The organism is Devosia sp. 67-54 (assembly GCF_001899075.1).
GTDB lineage: Bacteria > Pseudomonadota > Alphaproteobacteria > Rhizobiales > Devosiaceae > Devosia_A.
This window is the reverse complement of record NZ_MKVA01000005.1, coordinates 690,250-708,822: the sequence shown is the minus strand read 5'-3', so window position 1 is coordinate 708,822 and position 18,573 is coordinate 690,250. Positions and strand designations below refer to the sequence as shown.

Genomic DNA, 18,573 nt, shown 5'->3' with positions numbered 1-18,573 from the left:
TCTCGTCGGAGAAATTCCCGCCTGACCTAGCGTCTTAGCGGGTTGCGGGCAACTCTGCCGTGGCGAGCCGCTTCTCGTAAAAGCGCGACCACGGGCTGTCCGGATAGTCGAAAAACGCGCCCCGCCGGCTGAAGCCGCCGCGCTCGTAGAGGCGCCAGGCCCCCTCGAATCCGGCGCCCTCGCCGGTTTCAAGCAGCAGCAGCGCGACGCCCTTCTGCCGGGCGAGCGCCACGATCGCGTCCAGCAGCGCCGAGCCCACCCGCCGGCCGCGCACCGAGGGGCGCGTGAACATGCGCTTCACCTCGGCCTCGCCATGGCCGGCGAGCTTGAGGGCGCCGCAGCCGACGGCGCCCCCCGCCTCGTCGCGCGCCACGAACACCGTGGTATCGGCGCCGGCCATCTGCTCGACGGTCATCTTGAACTGGAATTCGGGCGGCGACAGCGGCAGCAGATGCGCGCTCAGCTCGGCGACGAGGTCGCGGACGTCGTCCTGCAGCGGCGTTTCGACGGCGATGCGGACGGTCACTCGATGACCTTGGGCACCATGAAGAAATTGTCCTCGCTGAGCGGCGCGTTCTTGACGATCAGCTCGGGATAGCCGCCGTCGGTCACCTTGTCCTCGCGGCGCCGCAACTGCATCGGCGTCACCGAGGTCATCGGCTCGACGCCCTCGACGTCGACCTCGCCCAATTGCTCGACGAATCCGAGGATGGCGTTGATTTCGCCCTGGTATTTCTCGACCTCGTGCTCCTCCACCCGAATCCGGGCGAGGCGGCCGATGCGCTTGACGGTTGCGGCGTCGACGGACATGCAAAAGCTCCTGATTGGCCGGTTCTTAGCCGCGCTCAGACCTCGACCGCAAGCCCCGGCTCCAGCGATACCAGCCCGGCGCCGTCGAGATGCTCCGACAATTGCGCGATGGCGACGTCCAGCGTCTGCTCGTCCACCGCCAGCGCCACCAGCCGTGGCCGCGCCACGTCCAGCAGCACCGTCGCCTCGGCGATGAACGAGTCGCGCGCCGCCGTCAGCACGATCACCGCCTCGTCGGCCCAGCGTCCGAACTGCGGCGGCTGGCCCGAACCGAGGATCACCAGCGGCGGCTCCCCCGCCGCCGCGATCAGCAGCGCCGCCGGGCCGATGCCGTGGATGTCGAGCGGCGGCACGTCGTCGATGCCGCGCGCCGCCGGCCGGTTGCGCCAGAACGCCGGGTTGATCTCGGGCACCTGCCCCAGCGTCACCACCTGGTCGGCGCCGGCCAGCAATTCCCCCCGGTCGACGCCGGCAGGCGCCGCCGCGGCATCCACCACCACGATCTCGCCGCCGATATAGATCCGCAGCGTCGTTCCGCCGAACCATGTGAGCTTCACCAGGCGGCCCTGCGGCGTTCGAGCAGGTAGCGCGTGGCCAGCGCCACCAGCTTGGGGATCGGCTTGTCCTTCCGGTAGTCCGCAATCAACCGCCGCGACACCCCCAGATGCGCCGCCATGCCGTCGAGCGACATGTGCATCTCGTCCATCGCCTCGCGGAACTGCGCATTGTCCAGCGCCGCCTCCGCCAGCCGCTCGATCCACACGGCGGAAAGCTCCGCACCATCGGGCCATTCGAGCGCGTTGCCGTCCTCGTTGACGGCCAATTGCCGAAACAGATCGTCGTCCGTGCGAAGCCGCTTGAATAGGCGCAGATTGGCCAGCGCCGGAGCGATATCCACCACGATCGGAACCGAGCTACCCCGCCAGAGCAGCCGAACATTTCGCTCTTCCAGCGGCTCCGCCCATGAAATGCGCGGCAGCGGGCGGCCGACCTCAATCCAGTCATCTGCCTCATCTGCTATTGTATCTTCGCCAAGCATCGATCAAGTCCTCGCGGTGTTGGCTGGCCCACTGCAAAGCCCGCCTTGCGTCACGCCCCCTGACCTTGCCGGCCAGCACCCGAAAATCCGCCATCCTGACAAGGGCTTCCCCGTCCGGCGTGATAATGTGAAAATGCGGTGGCGCGTGGTCGTCGCCGAAAATCTGTATCTTCACATTGCCGAGCACAATGATGGTCGGCATCGATCAATCCTCAAAATAGTGCACTACGTGCACCAAAACAAGTGAAGTATGGACAGTCCTGAAACAGGCGCAGATTTGCCCAACCTCCCTCCTGCGGGCAAGCTGCTCGGTCTCGACCTGGGCACCAAGACCATCGGCGTCGCGGTGTCCGACGCGCTGCGCTACACGGCGACGCCGCTCGAGACGATTGCGCGGACGAAGTTCACCGTCGATGCGGCCCGCCTGCTCGAGCTCATCGCCGACAACAAGGCCGTGGCGCTGGTCCTCGGCCTGCCGCTCAACATGGACGGCTCCGAGGGCCCCCGGGCGCAGTCCACCCGCGCCTTCGCTCGCAATCTGAGGCAGAAGACGCCGCTCCCCATCGCCTTCTGGGACGAGCGGCTGTCGACCTCGGCGGTCACCCGCATGCTGATCGAGGCCGACACCCGCCGCGACCGGCGAGCCGAAGTGGTCGACAAGCTCGCGGCCAGCTACATCCTGCAGGGTTATCTCGACCGGCTAAGGATAAGTCCCTGAGCCGGGTTGCCCCACTTGGCCGCGTGCGCTAGACCCCGCCCGCATCGAGGACCGGAGCGAATGAGCACTCCAGCAGGTAACGGCCGGCGACCCTTTCCCCACCGCAACCTGCTCGGCATTTCCGATCTCAGCCCCTACGAAATCGTCGAACTGATCGACCGCGCCGAGGCGATGATCCCGGTGTCGCGGCAGCAGCGCAAATCGCTGCCCACGCTCAGCGGCAAGACGCAGATCAATCTGTTCTTCGAACCCTCCACCCGCACCCAGGCCAGCTTCGAGATCGCCGGCAAGCGGCTCGGGGCGCAGGTCACCAACATGTCGGTCAAGACCTCGTCGGTGACCAAGGGCGAGACGCTGGTCGACACCGCGGCGACCCTCAACGCCATGCAGCCGGACGTGATCATCGTCCGCCACCCGGCCTCGGGCGCGGTGGAACTGCTCAGCCAGAAGGTCGGCTGCGCCGTCATCAATGCCGGCGACGGCGCCCACGAGCACCCGACCCAGGCGCTGCTCGACGCCCTCACCATCCGCCAGCACAAGGGCCGGCTCGCCGGGCTGACCGTCGCCATCTGCGGCGACATCGCCAATTCCCGCGTCGCCCGCTCGAACCTGCTGCTGCTCGGCGCCCTGCAGGTACGCACCCGCGTGATCGCCCCGAAAACCCTGCTGCCGCGCGGCATCGAGGCGCTGGCGACCGAGGTGTTCACCGACATGCGCAAGGGGCTCGAGGGTGTCGACGTGGTGATGATGCTGCGCCTGCAGCACGAGCGCGCCGCCGGCCGGCTGATCCCCTCGGTGCGCGAATATTACCGCTTCTACGGCCTCGACGCCGACAAGCTGAGCCTCGCCAAATCCGACGCCATCGTCATGCATCCCGGCCCGATGAACCGCGGCGTCGAGATCGACCCGGCGATCGCCGACGGCCCCCGCTCGGTCATCACGCACCAGGTGGAGATGGGCGTCGCCGTGCGCATGGCGGTGCTCGATGCGCTGCTCGCCGACCCCACGCAGGTGGCCGCATGACCGCCCCCCTCGTCATCGCCAACGCCCGCATCGTCGATCCGGCCAGCAACACCGACCGCAAGGGCGCGCTGCTGGTCGCCGACGGCCGCATCGAGGGCCTCGCCGAAGGCGCGCCGCAGGGCGTGCCCGACGGCGCGACGCTGATCGACGCCCGCGGGCTGGTGGTCGCGCCCGGCCTCATCGACATGCGCGTGTTCACCGGCGAGCCCGGCCACGAATACCGCGAAACGCTCGCCACCGCCGCCGACGCCGCCGCCGCCGGCGGGGTCACCAGCTTCGTGCTGATGCCCGACACCACGCCCGTGGTCGACGACGGCGCCATCGTCGATTTCATCGTCCGCCGCGCCGCGGCCACCGCCAGGGTCAATGTGCTGCCGGCAGCGGCGATCACCCGCGGCCTCGCCGGCGAGGAGATCACCGAATTCGGCCTGCTGCGCGAGGCCGGCGCCGTCTGCCTCAGCGACGGCCGGCGCTCGATCCAGTCCGCCGGGCTGATGCGCGCCGCCATGACCTACGCCGCCAATTTCGACCTGCCGATCGTCCACCACGTCGCCGACGCCTCGCTCGCCGGCGAGGGCGTGATGAACGAAGGCACGCTGGCGACCATTTCCGGCCTCAAGGGCATCCCCGCCGAGGCCGAGACCATCCCGCTCGCCCGCGACCTGCAGCTCGCCGCGCTCACCGGCGTCCGCTACCATGCCGCGCAGGTGTCGACCGCCGGCGCGCTCGAGCTCGTCGCCGCGGCGAAGCGGCGGGCCAGGGTCAGCGCCGGCATCTCGATCAACAACCTCGCGCTCAACGAGAACGACGTTGCGCCCTACCGCACCTTCTTCAAGCTCTCCCCGCCGCTGCGCTCCGAGGACGACCGGCAGGCGATGATCGAGGGGCTCAGGGCCGGCACCATCGACGTCATCCACTCCGCCCACGATCCGCAGGACAGCGAAGTGAAGCGCCAGCCCTTCGCCGAAGCGTCCGAAGGCGCCATCGGGCTCGAGACGCTGCTGGCCGCGGCGCTGCGGCTGGTCCATTCCGGCGACGTCGAGCTGCTGACCCTGCTGCGCGCCATGACGCAGCGGCCGGCCGAGATCCTCGGCCTGAGCTCGGGACGGCTCGCCATCGGCGCCCCCGCCGACATCATCGTGATCGACCCCGACTATCCGTGGGTCGTGGCCGAACAGGACATCGTCTCGCGCTCGCACAACACCGCCTTCGAGGGCGCGCGAATGCAGGGGGCGGTGATGCAGACCTTCGTTGCGGGCCGCTCCGTCTTCCGCCATGCTCAGTGGCCGGAGGGGGACGCATGACCGGATACATCCTCGCTGCCATTGTCGGCTATCTGCTCGGCTCGATCCCGTTCGGGCTGCTGATCACGCGGGGCGCCGGGCTCGGCGACGTGCGCAAGATCGGCTCCGGCAATATCGGGGCGACCAACGTGCTGCGCACCGGCCGGCGCGAGCTGGCGGCGGCGACTCTCGTCCTCGACGCCCTGAAGGGCGCCGCGGCGGTGCTGGTCGCCCGCTATTTCTGGCCGGGCGACGCCGAGCTGGTGGCGGCCCTCGCTGCCTTCCTCGGCCATTGCTACCCGGTCTGGCTCGGATTCAAGGGCGGCAAGGGCGTCGCCACCATGATCGGCGTGCTGCTGGGCCTCGCCTGGCCGGTGGGCCTGATCTTCTGCGCCGTGTGGCTGGTCATCGCCCTCGCCCGCCGCCTGTCCTCGCTGTCGGCGCTGACCGCGGCGGTGACCGCCCCGATCTTTGCCTATGTGGCCTGGCTGATGGAGTGGACCGCGCTCGACGGCGTGCGCTTTGCCGCCACCGCCGCGGTGATCGCCGTGCTGCTGATCTGGAACCATCGCAGCAATATCGGCCGGCTGATGGCGGGCACCGAGCCCAAGATCGGCGCCGGAAAGCAAGCCGCCGGGCCGGGCTGATGGCGGGCCCGGCGGGCAAGAGGCTGACGCCGTCGCAGAAGATCGCCTGGCTGCGGCTGATCCGCACCGAGAACGTCGGCCCCGTCACCTTCCGCCAGCTCGTCCATCGCGCCGGCTCGGCCGAACAGGCCCTGCGCGACCTGCCTGGCCTCGCCTCCCGCATCGGCATCGGCTCGCGCATCCCGACCGTGGCCGAGGCCGAAGACGAGATCGCGGCGCTCGACAGGCTCGGCGGCCGGCTCGTCGCCAGCGGCGAGCCCGACTACCCGCCGCTGCTCGGCTACACCGCCGGGGCGCCGCCGCTGCTGTCGATGATCGGCGGCGACGGGCTCGAGCTCATGCGCACCGTCGCCATCGTCGGCGCCCGCAACGCCTCGGCGGCCGGCCAGCGGATGACCGAGCTGCTGGCCGGCGATCTGGCGGCGCATGGCTATGTCGTCGTCTCCGGCCTCGCCCGCGGCATCGATGCGGCGGCCCACAAGGCGTCGCTCGGCCCCGGCACGGTGGCGGTGCTGGCGGGCGGCGTGGACCGGCTCTATCCCGAGGAGAACATTCCGCTCGCCCGCGCCATCGTCGAACATGGCGGCGCGCTGCTGAGCGAGATGCCGCTCGGCTGGCAGGCGCGGGCGCAGGATTTCCCGCGCCGCAACCGCATCGTTTCCGGCATGTCGCTGGGTGTCGTCGTGGTCGAGGCGGCGAAACGCTCCGGCTCGCTGATCACCGCGCGCCTAGCGCTCGAGCAGAATCGCGAGGTGTTCGCCGTGCCCGGTTCGCCGCTCGACCCGCGCGCCGAAGGCGCCAACCATCTGATCCAGCAGGGGGCGCGGCTCGTGACCTCGGCCGACGACATCATCGAGGCGCTGCGCGAGGCCGACCCGTCGCGCGCCAGCCTGCTGGAACCCGAATGGCAGCCGGCCCCCGGCGAGGCCATCCTCGATGCCGAGCCGGGCGACAGCGAGCGCGACCGGCTGATCGACGCGCTGAGCGTCACCCCCATCGCCGTCGACCAGCTCATCGCCACCACGCGCCTGCCGGTCGGCGCGGTGCAGACGCTGCTGCTGGAGCTCGATCTGGCGGGCCGCCTCGAATGGTCGGCCGGGCAGCTGGTGGCGCTGCGGCCGTGACCCACGGTTTTCTTCCCCTTTAGGGGAAGGCCGCGGGGGCTTCGGTCCGCCGGTTGACAGCATCCGCCGGCTTCACCATTTTGCGCCGCGTTTGAAGACCCCTCGAAAGCGTTGCGGATGAAACTGGTCGTCGTCGAAAGCCCGGCCAAGGCAAAGACAATCAACAAATATCTGGGCAAGGATTATGAGGTCCTCGCCAGCTACGGCCATGTGCGCGACCTGCCGGCCAAGGACGGCTCGGTGCTGCCCGACGACGATTTCGCCATGAGCTGGGAGGTCGACACCGCCTCGCGCAAGCGGCTGAGCGACATCGGCAATGCCTTGAAGGACGCCGACGAGCTGATCCTCGCCACCGACCCCGACCGCGAGGGCGAGGCCATCTCCTGGCACGTGCTCGACGTGCTCAAGCAGAAGAAGCTGATCAAGGACAAGCCGGTCAGCCGCGTGGTGTTCAACGCCATCACCAAGAACGCCATCACCGAGGCGATGAAGAACCCGCGCAACATCGATGTGCCGCTGGTCGACGCCTACCTCGCCCGCCGCGCCCTCGATTATCTCGTCGGCTTCACCCTGTCGCCGATCCTGTGGCGCAAGCTGCCCGGCTCGCGCTCGGCCGGCCGCGTGCAGTCGGTGGCGCTGCGCCTCGTCTGCGACCGCGAATCCGAGATCGAGAAATTCAGGCCGGTCGAATACTGGTCGGTGCTGGCGAAGCTCATCGAAAAGGGCAAGGGCTTCGAGGCCCGCCTCTATTCCGTCGACGGCAAGGTCACCGACAAGCTCGACGTCAAGACCGGCGACGAGGCCGCGGCGCTCAAGGCCGCCATCGAGGCGGGCCGCTTCGAGGTGCGCTCGGTCGACAAGAAGCCGACCAAGCGCAATCCCTATGCGCCCTTCACCACCTCGAGCCTGCAGCAGGATGCGAGCTCGCGGCTGGGCTTTTCGCCGAGCCGCACCATGCAGCTCGCGCAGCGGCTCTACGAGGACGGCGTCATCACCTATATGCGAACCGACGGCATCGACATGGCGCCCGAGGCCATCGCCGCGGCGCGCAGCGCCATCGAGAAGAGCTTCGGCACCGCCTACCTGCCGAACACACCGCGCATCTACCAGAACAAGGCCAAGAATGCGCAGGAAGCGCACGAGGCCATCCGTCCCACCGACATGTTCCGCCAGCCCGACAGCGTCGGCGATGCGGACCAGCGCAAGCTCTACGGCCTGATCTGGCGCCGCACTCTGGCGAGCCAGATGCGTCCGGCCGAGATCGAGCGCACCACCGCCGATATCGCCGTGAATGCCCCCGGCCGCGACATCGTGCTGCGCGCCGTCGGGTCCGTCGTGACCTTCGCCGGCTTCCTCGCCGTCTATGGCGTCGCCGCCAAGGAGGACCGCGACGACACCGACCAGGACGACGACGACCGCGAGCTGCCGCCGCTGAGCGTCGGCGACACGCCGAAACTCGACGAAGCGGTGATCGAGCAGCACTTCACCCAGCCGCCGCCGCGCTACACCGAAGCCAGCCTCATCAAGAAGATGGAAGAGCTCGGCATCGGCCGCCCCTCGACCTATGCCGCCACCATCTCGGTGCTGCAGGACCGCAATTACGTGCGGCTGGAAAAGCGCGCGCTGGTCCCCGAGGATCGCGGCCGCGTCGTCACGGCCTTCCTGCAGAGCTTCTTCGCCAAGCTGGTGGAATACGGCTTCACCGCCGACCTCGAGGAAAAGCTCGACCAGATCTCGGCCGGCCAGTTGCGCTGGAAGGACGTGCTGCGCGATTTCTGGCAGGACTTCACCCGCCAGACCGACGAGATCAAGGATCTGCGCGTCTCGCAGGTGCTCGATGCGCTCAACGAGCTGCTCGCCGACCACATCTTCCCGCCCAAGGCCGACGGCTCCGACCCGCGCCGCTGCCCCAATTGCGGCACCGGCCAGCTCTCGCTGAAGCTGGGCAAGTTCGGCGCCTTCATCGGCTGCTCGAACTATCCCGAGTGCCGCTACACCATGCAGCTCTCTGACGCCGCGACCGGCGCGGCCGAAGCCACGCCCGGCGACGGCATACTCGGCACGGACCCCGAAAGCGGCCTCACCGTGTACTTGAAATCGGGTCGTTTCGGCCCATATGTCCAGCTTGGCGACGGCAGCGAGCCGAAGCGATCCTCCCTGCCCAAAGGCTGGACTCCCGATAGCCTGACGCTCGAGCGAGCGCTCAAGCTGCTGGCGCTCCCCCGCGCGGTCGGCCTTCACCCGGAAACGGGGAAGCCGATCAGCGCGGGCCTCGGCCGCTACGGTCCCTTCATCCTGCATGACGGCACCTACGCCAACCTCTCGGACGTCGACGAGGTGTTCACGGTCGGTCTCAACCGCGCCGTGGACCTGCTGGCGCAGAAGGCCGCCGGCGGCGGCCGCTTCGGCCGCAACAAGACGCCGATCGCCGCGCTCAAGACCTTCGAGCACGCCGACGGCGCCATCTCGGTGCGCGACGGCCGCTATGGGCCCTACGTCAACCAGGGCAAGGTCAACGCCACCCTGCCCAAGGAATTGAAGCCCGAGGACGTGACGCTCGAACAGGCGCTGGCGCTGCTCGCCGAGCGCGCCGCCAAGACCGGCGGCCGCAAGCCGGTCCGCAAGGCCGCCGCGAAAAAGGCGCCGGCCAAGAAAGCGACCGCCAAGAAGGCCCCCGCAAAGAAACCCGCGGCCAGGAAGGCCGCTGCAGGAACGAAGAAAGAAGACGCCTGACCGCAACATTCGTGTGGTTGGGCTTCGCACGATGACAAAGTCTCCCAAACCACAACCCAAACCGAAGCCGGCCCGGCGCTACCAGGTCGGCACCCTGCCCTCCCGCGAGGCCGTCCTCGAAGCGATGGCCAGCCGGCCCGACCTCGACGGCAAGCGCGACCTCGCGAAATATTTCGGCATCCATGGCGACATGCGCACGCCCTTCAAGCTCCTGCTCAAGGAGCTCGAGGGCGAGGGCCACATCGCCCGCACCCGCAAGACGCTGCGCCGCACCGCGGCCCTGCCGGCGGTGACCGCGCTCGACATTCCCGCCGACGCCGACCCCGACGACCTGCACGCCTTTCCCGCCAACTGGAACGACGAGGAGGGCGAAAAGCCCCGCGTCCGCCTCGAGATCGGCAAGACCACCCGCGTCGTGCCGGCGCCCGGCGACCGCATCCTCGCCCGCATCAGCGCCGGCGACGGCCCGCTGCCGCACTACACCGGCAAGCCGATGAAGATCCTCGACAAGCCGCGGCGCGGCCAGATCGGCATCGTGCGCATCGACGATGGCGGCGCCCGGCTGGTACCGGTCGACCGCAAGCTCAAGGAGATGCGCATCGACGGCGGCGACCTCGGCGAGGCCCGCGACGGCGACCTGGTGGAGGTCACCAGCAAGGCCAGCGGCCGGCTGATGATCCCCAAGGCCAAGGTGGTCGAGGTGATCGGCAATCCGCGCTCGGAAGGCGCGGTCAGCATGATCGCCATCCACAACCTCGACATTCCCTACCGCTTCCCCGCCTCCGTGCTGAAGGAAGCCGAGGAGGCCAAACCCGCCACCCTCAAGGGCCGCGAGGACTGGCGCCACATCCCGCTGGTCACCATCGATCCGCCCGACGCCAAGGACCATGACGACGCCGTGCATGCCGAGCCCGACCGCGATCCGAAAAATCCCGGCGGCCACATCGTCACCGTCGCCATTGCCGACGTCGCCGCCTATGTGCGCGCTGGAACGGCGCTCGACCACGAAGCCTATCTGCGCGGCAATTCGGTGTATTTTCCCGACCGCGTCGTGCCGATGCTGCCCGAGCGCATTTCCAACGACCTCTGCTCACTGAAGCAAGGCGAGAGCCGGCCGGCGCTGGCGGTCAGAATGGTGTTCGACTCCGAGGGCCGCAAGCAGAGCCACGGCTTCCACCGCGTGCTGTTCCGCTCCGCGGCGCGGCTCAGCTACCAACAGGTGCAGGCGGCGATCGACGGCCGCCCCGACGACCAGACCGCGCCGCTGCTCGAGCCCATCCTCAAACCGCTCTACCGTGCCTACGAGGCGATGGTGCGGGCCCGCGAAAAGCGCTCGCCGCTCGACCTCGACCTGCCCGAGCGCAAGATCGTGCTCGACGCCCGCGGCATGGTCGCCGACGTGCGCACGCCCGAGCGGCTCGAAGCCATGCGGCTCATCGAGGAGATGATGATCGCCGCCAACGTCGCGGCCGCCGAAACGCTGGAAAAGCGCAAGACCGCCCTGCTCTACCGCGTGCACGACGTGCCCAGCCGCGAAAAGCTCGACGCGCTGCGCGATTTCCTCGGCTCGCTCGACCTGAGCTTCAGCAAATCCGAGGCCGTGCGCACGCAGGATTTCAACCGCGTGCTGGCCCGGGCCCGCGCCGCCGGCAAGACCGAGCAGGTCAGCGAGATGGTGCTGCGCTCGCAGGCACAGGCGGTCTACGCGCACGAGAACCTCGGCCATTTCGGCCTCAACCTCGACCGCTACGCCCACTTCACCTCGCCCATCCGGCGCTACGCCGACCTGATCGTCCACCGCGCGCTGATCGCGGCGCTCGACCTCGGCAAGGACGGGCTCAGCGACGGCGAGATCGCCCGGCTGCCCGCCATCGCCGAGCACATCTCGGCCACCGAGCGGCGCGCCATGCTGGCCGAGCGCGAGACCTCCGACCGGCTGCTGGCCGAATTTCTGGCGGCCAGGATCGGCGCCGAATTCACCGGCCGCATCTCCGGCGTCACCCGCTCCGGCCTGTTCGTGCGCCTCGCCGACACCGGCGCCGACGGCTTCATCCCCGCCTCGACGCTGGGGCACGACTACTACCGCTTCGTCGAGCAGATGCAGGCGATGGTGGGCGACCGCACCGGCGAGACCTTCCGCATCGGCGACACCGTCCGGGTGCGGCTGCTGGAGGCGGCGCCGGTGGCCGGCGCGCTGCGTTTCGAGCTCTTGAGCGAGGGCAGCCGCGTCAAACCGTCATCTGTCAAACGCGCCGCGAAGCGGCCATCTCGAAGCTACGGCCCGCGGGGTCGAAAGAGGTAGCAATGCCCGTCACCATCACCGATCCCGAGCATCGCAACGTCGGCCAGGCCATCATGAACGGCATGCGCCTGCGCTGCCCGCATTGCGGCAAGGGCCATCTGTTCCGCGCCTATCTCAAGGTCGCCGACCATTGCGACGTGTGCGGCGAGGAGCTGTTCCACCACCGCGCCGACGACATGCCGCCCTACATCGCCATCCTGATCGTGGGCCACCTGATCGTCGGGCTGATGCTCGAGCTCGAGCTGCACTGGACGGTCGAGCCCTGGGTGTACCTCGTCACCATGGTGCCCGCGGCGATAATCCTGCCGCTGCTCCTGCTGCCCTCGATCAAGGGAGCGATCGTCGGCCTGCAATGGGCCAACCGCATGCACGGCTTCGATCCGGCGCAGCGCCAGCCCGACCCGGCGCTCCCCACCTATCCCTGAGCCGCCGCCGGCCGCCCGGCCGCGCTTGACAATCGGCCTCAAATCCGTAGTTTGCGCGCAAATTTCAGGGCTTTGGCCCGCTCTTCCCCAAGGATTCCGTCATGGCCAAAGCCGCCTCCATCAAGATCAAGCTCGTGTCCACCGCCGACACCGGCTTTTACTACGTGACCGAGAAGAACTCGCGCACCCAGACCGAAAAGCTGAGCTTCAAGAAGTACGACCCGGTCGTGCGCAAGCACGTCGAGTTCAAGGAAGCCAAGATCAAGTAAATCTGCCCCCCATCGGCAGCATGAAAAAGAACCCCGCGTCCGAGACGCGGGGTTTTCGTTTGGGTGCATGGGAGGAATTAGTGGCCGATCCGGAGTGGGTGCCGAAGAGGCCTCACAGCAGCTCCGGATCGGCCGCCCTACGGAACTCAGGAGTTGCGGCGGACCTGAGGTGAACCGTAGGGATTTGTGGGATGAGGTTCGTGTCTCATCTCGTTGGCGGCACCCTAGCGGAGGCCGTTACAAACTCAACCAAACATGTCGGGATTAGTGAAACAGTAACCTTACCTGCCGCGCATTTGTGTCAAATGCGGCAGGACGCCCGGCTCAGGCGGCGTCGAACACCACGCGGTTCCGGCCCTCGCGCTTGGCGCGATAGAGCGCCACATCGGCGCGCTTGAGGAGCATTTCGGGCGTGTCGAGCTCGTGCTCGTTGAGCGCCACGCCCACCGAGCAGGTGACGCTCAGCGGCCGCATGGCCGAGGTCTCGAAGCCCCGCTCGGCCACCGCCATGCGCACGCGCTCGGCCACGCCCTGCGCCTGCCGGTAATCGGTGTCGGGCATCAGCACCACGAACTCCTCGCCGCCGAAGCGGCAGGCGAGATCGACGCCGCGGATGTTGCGCTTCAGCCGCTGCGCGAACTCCTTGAGCACCGCGTCGCCGATATCGTGGCCGTGCGTGTCGTTGACCGACTTGAAGAAATCCATGTCGATCAGCATCACCGCCATGTCGCGTTCCTGCTCGCGCGCCTTGTCGAGCATCAGCGCCAGGTGCCGGTCGAAATAGCGCCGGTTGTAGAGCCCGGTGAGCTCGTCGGTCACCGCCAGCGCCAGCGTGTTGGTGACCGTCTGGCGCAGCTCGGCGGCATAGCGGTTGCGCCGCACCTGCGTACGCACCCGCGCCGCCAGCTCGTTGCGCTCCACCGGCCGCATGATGAAATCGTTGACCCCGAGGTCGAGGCCGCGCACCACGCGGGCGCGGTCCGCCTCCTCGGCGACCAGCAGGATCGGCAGCGTGCGGGTCTGCTCCAGCGTGCGCATCTGCGAGCAGACGCGCAGCGGGTCGAAGCCGCCGAGCGCCATGCTGACGATGGCGATGTCGTAGCCTCCCGTCGCGACCTGCAACGCGGCGTCGGCGGGCGTGGCGAGCAGGTCGACCTGGTTGGTCGGCACCAGATAGCCGCGGATGCGCTCGGCGCTGCGCGGATCGGTATCGACCAGCAGCACCTTGCCACCCTGCGCGTTGGCCGCGTCCATGGCGCGCATCGCGTCTTCGATGGCGATCTCCTCGCCGGTCTGCGCCCGGGCGCGCAATTCGTCGGTGAGCGCCTTGAGGCGCACCAGGCTGCGCACGCGCGCCATCAACTGCACGTCGTCGACCGGCTTGGTGAGGAAGTCGTCGGCGCCCGCCTGCAGCCCCTTCACCCGGTCCGACGGCTGGTCCAGCGCGGTGATCATCACCACCGGGATGTGCGCCATCGCGGGGTCGGCCTTGAGCCGCGCGCACACTTCGAAGCCGTCCATCTCCGGCATCATCACGTCGAGCAGCACGATGTCGGTCTGGCCCGCCGCGGCGATTACCAGCGCCTCGCGGCCAGACGCCGCGGTCTTGACCTCGAAATATTCCGCCGTCAGGCGCGCTTCGAGCAGGCGCACATTGGTGGGAATATCGTCAACGATCAGCACGCGCGCTGTCAAAGACCGGCCGCCCCTCGACGCAAATGACAAACCAGGAGTGAGGCCCGAAGGACCTAATTGGCCGGGCCAATGTAGCGCGCAATCGTTTCCAAAAAGTGAGGCACCGAAATGGGTTTGGAGATGTAGCCCTCGCAGCCGCCCTGCAGGATCCGCTCCTCGTCGCCCTTCATGGCGAAGGCCGTGACGGCGATCACCGGGATCGACTGCAGATCGTCGTCTTCCTTGAGCCATTTGGTCACCACCAGCCCCGACACTTCCGGCAGCTGGATGTCCATCAGGATCAGATCGGGGTGGTGCGCCCGGGCCAGCCCGATCGCCTCCATGCCGTTGCGCGTCTGGATGATCGAATAGCCGCGCGATTCCAGCAGATCGTTGAAGAGCTTCATGTTGAGCTCGTTGTCTTCGACGATCATCACGGTCTTGGGCATGGAATGGGCCTTCAGGCGCAAGGGCACTGTGTTCTGCCCCATGGCTCGGGTAACATCAACCGGCTTACGAAACCCGTAACGGACCGCCGCCTTTGCCGCTCAAAGCCTCCCTTCCGACCGCCCGCGAGCTCGCCGATCTCTGCCTGCAGCACCTCGCTCGCGATCCCGAGCAACTTGCTGAATTCATGATGCAATCCGGATTGACGCCGGATCAGCTGCGCAAGCTGGTCGGCACCGACGGCTTCGCCCGCGGCCTCATCGACTACGTCGTCGCCAACGAGCCGCTGCTGCTCGCCATCGCCGCCGACGCACGACTTTCGCCCGAGGCGATCATGCGCGTCTGGGGCAAGCTGCACGCGGCCGAGCACTGAGTCGGGCGATGCTGCAGGCGCTGTGCCGGAATTGCGGATGGATCGGGGAGCGCGACACGCCCCCCGCGCGCTGCCCGCAATGCGGCTCGCCGCGCCTCGTCGCCCATGCCGAGCTGACCGCGCTCAGCATCGCCCATGTCGACTGCGACGCCTTCTACGCCTCGATCGAAAAGCGCGACGATCCGAGCCTCGGCGACAAGCCGCTGATCGTCGGCGGCGGCACCCGTGGTGTCGTCTCCACCTGCTGCTACATCGCCCGCCAGTCCGGCGTGCGCTCGGCCATGCCGATGTTCACGGCGCTGAAGCTGTGCCCCGACGCGGTGGTGATCCGCCCGAACATGGCCAAATATGTCGGCGTCAGCCGGCAGATCCGGGCGCTGATGGACAAGCTCACGCCGCTGGTCGAGCCGCTCTCCATCGACGAGGCGTTCCTCGACCTCTCCGGCACTGCGGCCCTGCACCGCGCCTCGCCCGCCGAGGTGCTGGCGAAGCTGGCGCGCGACGTCGAATCGACGCTCGGCATCACCCTCTCGATCGGGCTCAGCCACAACAAATTCCTGGCCAAGACCGCCTCCGACCTCGACAAGCCGCGCGGCTTCGCCGTCATCGGCCGCGCCGAAACGTTGGGCTTCCTCGTCGGCCAGCCGGTCGACCTGATCTACGGCGTCGGCAAGGTATTCGCCGAGACGTTGCGCCGCGACGGCTTCGACACCATCGGCCAGTTGCAGCAGACACCGCCCGAGGACCTGATGCGGCGCTACGGCGAGACCGGCGCCCGCCTCGCCCGCCTGTCGCGCGGCGAGGACAGCCGCGCCGTCAGCATCGACGGCGAGGCAAAGACCATCTCCGCCGAAACCACCTTCAACACCGATCTCAGCGACTTCGACGGGCTGTCGACCGAGCTGCTGGCGCTGTCCGAGCGCCTGTCGGAGCGGGTGAAGGCCAGGAACCTCGTCGGCGACACCGTCACGCTGAAGCTCAAATCCGCCGGATTTCGCTTGCGCACGCGCGCCCGGCACCTGATGATTTCGACGCAACTTGCCAGCGTGCTTTACGAAACCGGCCTGCAGCTCCTGGCCCGGGAGGTCGACGGCACCGCCTTCCGTCTCATCGGCATCGGCCTTTCCGGCCTCGGCGAGGCGGACGGGCGCGATCCAACCGACCTGGTCGAACCGGGCGTGGCGCGCAAAGCCGCGGCGGAACGTGCTATGGACCTCGTACGGACTCGCTTCGGCAACGATGCGGTGATCCGCGGCAAGCTCTACGACCGGCGCAAGCCCAGGGCAAACGAAGACAAGATCGAAGAAGGCAAAAGCAGATGACCACCCCGCTCGAGAAACTGAGGCAATACGGCTACGAACTGCCGCAACCCAAGGCGCCGGTTGCGAGCTACGTGCCCGTCCGGCGGGTCGGCAACCTCCTCTACATCTCCGGCCAGATCTCGATCGACGCCAACGAGGTGGTGATGGAGGGCCTGCTCGGCGACACCATGAACGTGGTGCAGGGCGGCAACGCCGCCGAACTCTGCGCCGTCAACGTGCTGGCGCAGATCGTGCACACCGCCAATGTGCGGCTGGAAGACGTGGTGCAGATGGTCAAGCTCACCATCTTCGTCGCCTCGGCGCCGGATTTCCACGAGCAGCATCTGGTCGCCAATGGCGGCTCCAACCTGATCATCGGGGTGCTGGGCGACAAGGGCAGGCATGCCCGCTCCGCCATCGGCGTCCCGAGCCTGCCGCGCGGCGCGGCGGTCGAGATCGAGGCGATCGTCGAGGTCGCATGAGCACGCTGTTCCCCCGCCCCATCGCGCACCGGGGCCTGCATGACCGCAGCAAGGGCGTGATCGAGAATTCGCGCTCGGCCTTCGCCGCTGCGCTCGAGCAGGGCTACGCCATCGAATGCGACGTGCAATTGTCGAGCGACGGCGTGCCGTTCATCTTTCACGACGACGAGTTCGACCGCCTGACCGAGGCCACCGGCCGCTCCGACGCCCGCCCTATCGCCGAGGTGAAGACTCTCACGCTCAAGGGCAGCAGCAGCGGCGACGTGCCGCCGCTGTTCACCGAGTTCCTCGACCAGGTCGGCGGCCGCACCCAGCTCCAGATCGAGCTCAAGCAGCAGAAGGACGCCGCCGGCACCCGGGCGCTGGCCGCCACCGTCGCCGCCGCCCTCAAGGGCTACACCGGCCCCTACACCATCGAATCCTTCGATCCCAACCTGCTGATGGCGATGCGGCGCGAGGGCATCGCCGCGCCGCTCGGCATCATCACCTACGGCTATGACGAGCCGAACTGGGACCCCAGGCTCTCCGGCTGGCAGAAATTCGTGCTGCGCCACCTGCTGCACTGGCCGCTGACGCGCTTCGACTTCATCTCCTGCCGCAACGTCTCGCTGTATCTGCCGGCGGTGCGCTTCTTTCGCGCCCGGGGGATGGAAGTGACGGCCTGGACCATTACATCCGAACAGGCGGCGACGGCCTCGCGGCGCGGCGCCGACCAGATCGTGTTCGAAGGATTCCTGCCGGCAATTGCCTGACACCCTCACAGCGACGATCGCCGGCTCTGCCTCCGAGATCGACGCGAAGGTCTGGAACGGGCTGGCGGCCGCCACCGATCCGCATGCCAACCCCGTCCTCGACCACGCCTTCTTCGTCGCGGCCGAGGAGTCCGGCTCCGCCACCCGCCGCACCGGCTGGCAGCCGCGCCACCTGCTGCTGCGCGACGGCGACGCCGTCATCGGCCTGCTGCCGATGTACGAGAAATCGCATTCGCAGGGCGAATACGTGTTCGACCACGGCTGGGCCAACGCCTTCGAGCAGGCCGGCGGCCGCTACTATCCGAAACTGCAATGCGCCGTGCCGTTCACCCCGGTCACCGCCCCGAAGCTGCTGACCGCCACGGCCGATCCGGCGGTGAAGCAGGCCCTGCTCACCGCCGCCGCCGGCTTTGCCGAACAGCGCGGCATCTCGTCGGTGCACGCAACGTTCGTGCCCGAGGCGGAAGCGGCGCTCGCCGCCGACGCAGGCTGGCTGCTGCGCACCGACACGCAATACCACTGGCACAATGCCGGCTTCGCCTCGTTCGACGACTATCTCGAGACCATGTCGTCGCGCCACCGCAAGGTCACCCGGCGCGAGCGGCGCGAGGCGGTCGAAGGCCTCGCCATCCGCTGGCTCACCGGCGCCGACCTCACCGAGGCGGTGTGGGACGCCTTCTTCGAGTTCTACCAGGACACCGGCAGCCGCAAATGGGGCCGGCCCTACCTCAACCGCCGCTTCTTCTCGATGCTGGGCGACGCCATGGCCGACCGCGTGGTGCTGATGTTCGCCTATGACGGCAGCCGGCCGATCGCCGGCACGCTGTCGCTGCTCGGCGGGGACACGCTCTACGGCCGCTATTGGGGCGCCACCGAGAACATCCCGTTCCTGCATTTCGAGCTCTGCTACTACCAGGCCATCGACTTCGCCATCGCCCACGGCCTGCAGGTGGTCGAGGCCGGCGCCCAGGGCGAGCACAAGCTGGCGCGCGGCTACGCCCCCACCACCACCCGCTCCGTCCACTGGATCGGCCATCCCGGCCTGCGCGACGCCATCGACCGCTTCCTCCGCCAGGAACGCGCCGCGGTGCTGCGCGAACAGGAACAGCTCAGCGCCTACACCCCGTTCAAGCACGGCGACTGACGCATCGCCCCCCACACATCGCGTCCC

21 protein-coding genes are annotated in these 18,573 nt (G+C 68.3%); 14 read left to right on the top strand and 7 right to left on the bottom strand.

Annotated elements, in window-relative coordinates:
* Positions 1–34 precede the first annotated feature (34 nt).
* The 5 genes from BGO82_RS08595 to BGO82_RS08575 all read right to left on the bottom strand — a co-directional run bounded on the left by BGO82_RS08595 (position 35) and on the right by BGO82_RS08575 (position 2,051).
* On the bottom strand, positions 35–526 hold the full coding sequence (locus tag BGO82_RS08595; protein WP_291305142.1) for a GNAT family N-acetyltransferase: 492 nt from the start codon (positions 524–526) through the stop codon (positions 35–37).
* A complete protein-coding gene (gatC, locus tag BGO82_RS08590; RefSeq protein WP_291305141.1) occupies positions 523–810 on the bottom strand; it encodes an Asp-tRNA(Asn)/Glu-tRNA(Gln) amidotransferase subunit GatC in 288 nt (95 codons plus the stop codon). Before gatC ends, BGO82_RS08595 begins: the two co-directional genes overlap by 4 nt.
* Positions 811–845: 35 nt before the next feature.
* Complete coding sequence (locus BGO82_RS08585; protein WP_291305140.1) at positions 846–1,367, bottom strand: hypothetical protein; 522 nt, start codon at positions 1,365–1,367, stop codon at positions 846–848.
* Positions 1,364–1,711: a hypothetical protein gene (locus BGO82_RS08580; protein ID WP_291305139.1), complete on the bottom strand. Its 348-nt coding sequence runs from the start codon at positions 1,709–1,711 to the stop codon at positions 1,364–1,366. The genes BGO82_RS08585 and BGO82_RS08580 overlap by 4 nt, the downstream gene beginning before the upstream one ends.
* Before the next feature lie 109 nt (positions 1,712–1,820).
* A complete protein-coding gene (locus tag BGO82_RS08575; RefSeq protein WP_291305138.1) occupies positions 1,821–2,051 on the bottom strand; it encodes a DUF4160 domain-containing protein in 231 nt (76 codons plus the stop codon).
* Positions 2,052–2,099: 48 nt separating this feature from the next.
* On the opposite strand from BGO82_RS08575, the gene ruvX reads away from it, so the two are divergent.
* The 9 genes from ruvX to rpmG all read left to right on the top strand — a co-directional run bounded on the left by ruvX (position 2,100) and on the right by rpmG (position 12,373).
* The gene (gene ruvX, locus BGO82_RS08570; RefSeq protein WP_291305137.1) at positions 2,100–2,567 is read left to right on the top strand and encodes a Holliday junction resolvase RuvX; all 468 of its coding nucleotides are present in this window, start codon (positions 2,100–2,102) and stop codon (positions 2,565–2,567) included.
* A gap of 60 nt (positions 2,568–2,627) precedes the next feature.
* A complete protein-coding gene (locus BGO82_RS08565) occupies positions 2,628–3,590 on the top strand; it encodes an aspartate carbamoyltransferase catalytic subunit (protein WP_291305136.1) in 963 nt (320 codons plus the stop codon).
* Positions 3,587–4,894, top strand: coding sequence for a dihydroorotase (gene pyrC, locus BGO82_RS08560; protein WP_291305135.1), 1,308 nt, complete (start codon positions 3,587–3,589; stop codon positions 4,892–4,894). Before BGO82_RS08565 ends, pyrC begins: the two co-directional genes overlap by 4 nt.
* Complete coding sequence (gene plsY / locus BGO82_RS08555) at positions 4,891–5,520, top strand: glycerol-3-phosphate 1-O-acyltransferase PlsY (protein WP_291305134.1); 630 nt, start codon at positions 4,891–4,893, stop codon at positions 5,518–5,520. The genes pyrC and plsY overlap by 4 nt, the downstream gene beginning before the upstream one ends.
* Positions 5,520–6,644, top strand: a complete 1,125-nt coding sequence (dprA, locus tag BGO82_RS08550; protein ID WP_291305133.1) for a DNA-processing protein DprA — start codon at positions 5,520–5,522, stop codon at positions 6,642–6,644. The genes plsY and dprA overlap by 1 nt, the downstream gene beginning before the upstream one ends.
* 117 nt (positions 6,645–6,761) lie before the next feature.
* Positions 6,762–9,377: a type I DNA topoisomerase gene (topA, locus tag BGO82_RS08545; protein WP_291305132.1), complete on the top strand. Its 2,616-nt coding sequence runs from the start codon at positions 6,762–6,764 to the stop codon at positions 9,375–9,377.
* A gap of 31 nt (positions 9,378–9,408) precedes the next feature.
* Entirely contained in the window at positions 9,409–11,679 is a 2,271-nt protein-coding gene (gene rnr, locus BGO82_RS08540; RefSeq protein WP_291305131.1) for a ribonuclease R, read from the top strand.
* A gap of 2 nt (positions 11,680–11,681) precedes the next feature.
* Entirely contained in the window at positions 11,682–12,104 is a 423-nt protein-coding gene (locus BGO82_RS08535; RefSeq protein ID WP_291305130.1) for a DUF983 domain-containing protein, read from the top strand.
* 101 nt (positions 12,105–12,205) lie between these two features.
* Entirely contained in the window at positions 12,206–12,373 is a 168-nt protein-coding gene (rpmG, locus tag BGO82_RS08530) for a 50S ribosomal protein L33 (RefSeq protein WP_291305129.1), read from the top strand.
* 324 nt (positions 12,374–12,697) lie between these two features.
* On the opposite strand, the gene BGO82_RS08525 is transcribed toward rpmG, so the two are convergent.
* Together BGO82_RS08525 and BGO82_RS08520 are read right to left on the bottom strand one after the other, a co-directional pair.
* The gene (locus tag BGO82_RS08525) at positions 12,698–14,068 is read right to left on the bottom strand and encodes a PleD family two-component system response regulator (protein WP_291305128.1); all 1,371 of its coding nucleotides are present in this window, start codon (positions 14,066–14,068) and stop codon (positions 12,698–12,700) included.
* A 53-nt stretch (positions 14,069–14,121) separates the two neighbouring features.
* On the bottom strand, positions 14,122–14,496 hold the full coding sequence (locus BGO82_RS08520) for a response regulator (RefSeq protein WP_291305127.1): 375 nt from the start codon (positions 14,494–14,496) through the stop codon (positions 14,122–14,124).
* 92 nt (positions 14,497–14,588) lie between these two features.
* On the opposite strand from BGO82_RS08520, the gene BGO82_RS08515 reads away from it, so the two are divergent.
* Genes BGO82_RS08515 through BGO82_RS08495 form a run of 5 tightly spaced genes read left to right on the top strand, consistent with a single transcriptional unit; the run spans position 14,589 to position 18,546 of the window.
* Positions 14,589–14,867, top strand: a complete 279-nt coding sequence (locus tag BGO82_RS08515) for a DUF3572 family protein (protein WP_291305126.1) — start codon at positions 14,589–14,591, stop codon at positions 14,865–14,867.
* An 8-nt stretch (positions 14,868–14,875) separates the two neighbouring features.
* Positions 14,876–16,189, top strand: coding sequence for a DNA polymerase IV (locus tag BGO82_RS08510; protein ID WP_291305125.1), 1,314 nt, complete (start codon positions 14,876–14,878; stop codon positions 16,187–16,189).
* A complete protein-coding gene (locus BGO82_RS08505) occupies positions 16,186–16,650 on the top strand; it encodes a RidA family protein (RefSeq protein WP_291305124.1) in 465 nt (154 codons plus the stop codon). The genes BGO82_RS08510 and BGO82_RS08505 overlap by 4 nt, the downstream gene beginning before the upstream one ends.
* Entirely contained in the window at positions 16,647–17,402 is a 756-nt protein-coding gene (locus tag BGO82_RS08500; RefSeq protein WP_291305123.1) for a glycerophosphodiester phosphodiesterase family protein, read from the top strand. The genes BGO82_RS08505 and BGO82_RS08500 overlap by 4 nt, the downstream gene beginning before the upstream one ends.
* Positions 17,395–18,546: a GNAT family N-acetyltransferase gene (locus tag BGO82_RS08495; protein WP_291305122.1), complete on the top strand. Its 1,152-nt coding sequence runs from the start codon at positions 17,395–17,397 to the stop codon at positions 18,544–18,546. Before BGO82_RS08500 ends, BGO82_RS08495 begins: the two co-directional genes overlap by 8 nt.
* The last annotated feature ends 27 nt before the right edge of the window (positions 18,547–18,573 follow it).